Raw genomic sequence first — 2994 nt, 5'->3', positions numbered from 1 at the left:
GTCGAACTGCACGCCACCGGCACGACCGCGGCCCGTGTCCGTATCGTCCCGGCCGAGCCCGGGTCCGACACCGTCGCGGTCACCGTCGCCGACGCGGGCGGTCAGCCGCTCGCCGAGGTAGAGGCCCTGGTGCTCCGCGAGGCGCCCGCCGCCACCGGCCCCGCCGACGCACTCCCGGAGGGGCTGTACCGCGTCACCTGGACGCCCGCCCCCGGCACCGCCGCCACCCCGCCGGGCGAGTGGTGCGCCTACGGCGACGAACTGCCCGACCCCGTCCCGCCGACCGTCGTCGCCCGGGTCCAGGCCGGGCCCGACGTGGCCGACGCCGTCAACCACGCGCTGCGAACCGTCCAGCGGTGGCTCGCCGACGAACGGTGCGCCCGCTCCCGGCTCGTCCTCGCCGTCCGCGGCGACACCCCGGCCGAGGCCGCCGCAGCGGGTTTCATCCGCTCCGCCAGGACCGAGCACCCCGGCCGCTTCGTCCTCGTCCACCTGCCCGCCGACGCGTCCGACGCGGACGCCGCCGCCGCCGCGGCCGGCGACGAACCGGAGATCCGGGCGGGCGCCGGCGGCCCCACCGTGCCGCGGCTCGCCCGCGTCGGCGCCGACGGCGTCCTCGCCCCGCCCGCCGAAGGGCCCTGGCGGCTGGACGTCACCGAACCGGGCGCCCTCGCCCTGCTTCCCTCGCCCGCCGCCGCCCGCGCCCTGGCACCCGGCGAGGTACGGGTGAGGATGGCCGCGGCCGGCCTCAACTTCCGGGACGTCGTCGTCTCCCTCGGCATGGTGCCCGGACTGGAGGGCGTCGGAGTGGAAGGCGCCGGGGTGGTGGCGGAGACCGGCCCCGGCGTCACCCGCCTCGCCGTCGGCGACCGGGTCATGGGCCTGCTTCCCGAGGCCATGGCGCCCCTCGCCGTGGCCGACGCCCGCACCCTCGTACGCGTCCCCGACGGCTGGACCCTGCGCCGGGCCGCGTCCGTCCCCGTCGCCTTCCTCACCGCCGAACTCGGCCTCGTCGAGGGCGCGGGCCTCGGGCCGGGCGACCGCGTGCTGATCCACACCGCCACCGGTGGACTCGGACTCGCCGCCCTCCAGCTGGCCCGCCGCGCCGGCGCCGAGGTCTTCGCCACCGCGAGCCCGGGCAAACACGCCCTCCTGCGGGAACTCGGCCTCGACGACGACCACATCGCCTCCAGCCGCGACCTCGGCTTCCGCGAACGGTTCCTCAACGCCACCGGCGGCGCCGGCCTGGACGTCGTCATGAACACCCTCAGTGGCGAGTTCACCGACGCCTCCCTCGACCTCCTGCCGCGCGGCGGCCGGTTCGTCGAGATGGGCAAGACCGACATCCGCGACCCCGGCACCGTCGCCGCCGACCACCCGGGCGTCGACTACCTCTACTTCGACCTGCTCGCCGAAGCACCCGACCGGATCCGCGACGGCCTCGACCGGCTGGCCGCCCCCCTCGCCGACGGCGACCTGACGCCGCCGCTCATCAGCGGCCGGGACATCCGGCACGCCCCCGAGGCGTTCGACACCCTCCGCGCCGCCACCCACCTCGGCAAGATCGTGCTCACCCTCCCGCACACCTGGGACGCCGACCGGACCGTCCTGGTCACCGGCGGCACCGGCACCCTGGGCAGGCTCCTCGCCCGGCACCTCGTCACCCGGCACGGAGTGCGCCACCTGCTCCTCACCAGCAGGCGCGGACCCGACGCCGAAGGAGCCGGCGCCCTCGTCGACGAGCTGCGCGAACTCGGCGCCCACGCCGCCGTCGTCGCTTGCGACGCCGCCGACCGCGACGCGCTCGCCGCCCTGCTCGCCGGCATCCCCGCCGACCGGCCGCTCGGCGCGGTCGTGCACACCGCGGGCCTGCTGGACGACGCCACCGTGGAGACCATGACGCCCGCGCGGGTGGAACGGGTCCTGCGGGCCAAGGTCCGGTCCGCCGAACTGCTCGACGAGCTGACCGCCGGCATCGACCTCGACGCGTTCGTCCTCTTCTCCTCCGTCGCCGGGGTGCTCGGCACGGCGGGGCAGGCCAACTACGCCGCCGCCAACGCGGCCCTGGACGCCCTCGCCACCCGCCGCAGGCGGCAGGGGCGTGCGGCGGTGTCGGTCGCCTGGGGGCTGTGGGAGCAGTCCAGCGGCATGACCGGGCACCTGGACGGGCAGGACATCGGCCGGCTCGCCCGCACCGGCACGGCCCCCCTCGCGTCCGCCGACGGACTGGCCCTGTTCGACGCGGCCCTCGCCGTGGACGAGCCCGGTGTGGTCGCGACCCGCCTCGACCACGCCGTCCTGCGGGAGCAGAGCCCCTCCGCCCTGCCTGCCGTGCTGCGCACCCTGGCCGGCACCGGACGCCGTCGCGCCACCGCACCCGCCCCGGGCGGAGAGAGCGAGGAAACGCCCCTCGCACGGCGCCTCGTGGACGCCGCGCCCGAGGAGCGCCGCCACACCCTGCTGGAGCTCGTCCGCACTCAGACGGCGACCGTGCTGCGGCTCTCCGGGGCCCACGAGGTGGAGGACGAACGGCCGTTCCGCGAGGTCGGATTCGACTCCCTCACGGCGGTGGAGCTGCGGAACCGGATCAACGCCGCCACCGGTCTGCGGCTGCCGAGCACCGTCATCTTCCGGCACCCCACCCCCGCGCAGCTCGCCGACCGGCTGCACACCGAGCTGGTGCCGGAGCAGGACACCGCCGTGGCCGCCGCGGCCGTCCTCGCCGACATCGGCCGGCTGCGTACGGCCGTCGCCGGCATCGCCGCCGAGGAGCGGGCCGCCGTGGCCGAGGAGCTGAGCCGGCTGCTCACGGAGGTCGGCGGCGTCGAGGACCTGCTGGGCTCCGCGGGACAGAGCGATCTCGCCGCCGCCACCGACGACGAGATGTTCGCGCTGATCGACAAGGAGCTGGAGCTGGAGTGAGAACGCCGCCCGGACCCACTGGCCCCGCCCGGGCCCCCGGCCCAGCGACGCCGCCCGCGGTCACTCTCCGCC

Annotated in this window: 1 protein-coding gene; it reads left to right on the top strand. The window is 77.0% G+C overall.

Going from position 1 to position 2994, the window contains the following annotated elements:
- A partial coding sequence (locus HET64_RS37920; protein ID WP_215111767.1) for an SDR family NAD(P)-dependent oxidoreductase occupies positions 1 to 2922 on the top strand: 2922 nt, incomplete at its 5' end.
- Positions 2923 to 2994: the final 72 nt, after the last annotated feature.

It is taken from the genome of Streptomyces sp. McG3 (assembly GCF_018619185.1).
Lineage (GTDB): Bacteria > Actinomycetota > Actinomycetes > Streptomycetales > Streptomycetaceae > Streptomyces.
Note: the sequence above shows the minus strand (reverse complement) of the source record. Positions and strands in the feature narration are given on the sequence as shown.